1 protein-coding gene and 1 pseudogene are annotated in these 576 nt (G+C 67.9%); both read right to left on the bottom strand.

The genetic code is table 11. The annotated features are described in order from the left end of the window. Nucleotides 1-188 (bottom strand): annotated as a pseudogene (locus AC1DKQ_RS22445) (serine dehydratase beta chain); the annotation flags it as partial. Beyond that, nucleotides 188-576: sarcosine oxidase subunit gamma (locus tag AC1DKQ_RS22450; RefSeq protein ID WP_476920285.1), on the bottom strand; the 389-nt coding region annotated here is incomplete at its 5' end. The gene AC1DKQ_RS22450 and the pseudogene AC1DKQ_RS22445, both read right to left, overlap by 1 nt.

The raw sequence follows: 576 nt of genomic DNA on the forward strand, positions 1-576 counted from the left end.
ACCGTGGCCCCGGCCGGTGGCGCCGAGGGAACCGAACAGCTCGGCCTGCACCCTGGTGGTAGAGCTCAGCTGCCCGTCGCTTTTTAGCCCGTCCGCGAACCGCTTGGCCGCCCGCATCGGGCCGACCGTGTGGGAAGACGACGGCCCGAGATGCCAACGGAAAACAGGTCCAGGACGCTAAGCGCCATCAGGGGACCTCGGTGGACGCATATTCGCGCATGGCATCAAGGAGCCAGCGGCCCAGGAACTCCGCAAACGATGCCCGCGGGAAGATCCGGTAAGTCTGGTCCGCGGTCTTCCACAAAATGGCGGGGATGCCGCCGATTTCCGTGGACAACGCCGTCCCGGTCTTGAACACTGACGGGTAGAGGTCGAGGGAGCAGCCCCTCTCCAGCATGGCGCGGGACCGCGGTCCGGTGAGTTCAAACGTGGTGCGGTTGGCGGACAGGTCCACCACCTGGCCCTGGCCGTCCGCCAGTGCCGTGATGAGCCCCCGGGGGAGCTCGCCGCCCAGGCTTTCGTGGGATTCCGCGGGGGCCACGAGCAGGAATTCTGCCGGGCCCAGCCACAGCACCG

The organism is Arthrobacter sp. 05L421, assembly GCF_056397785.1.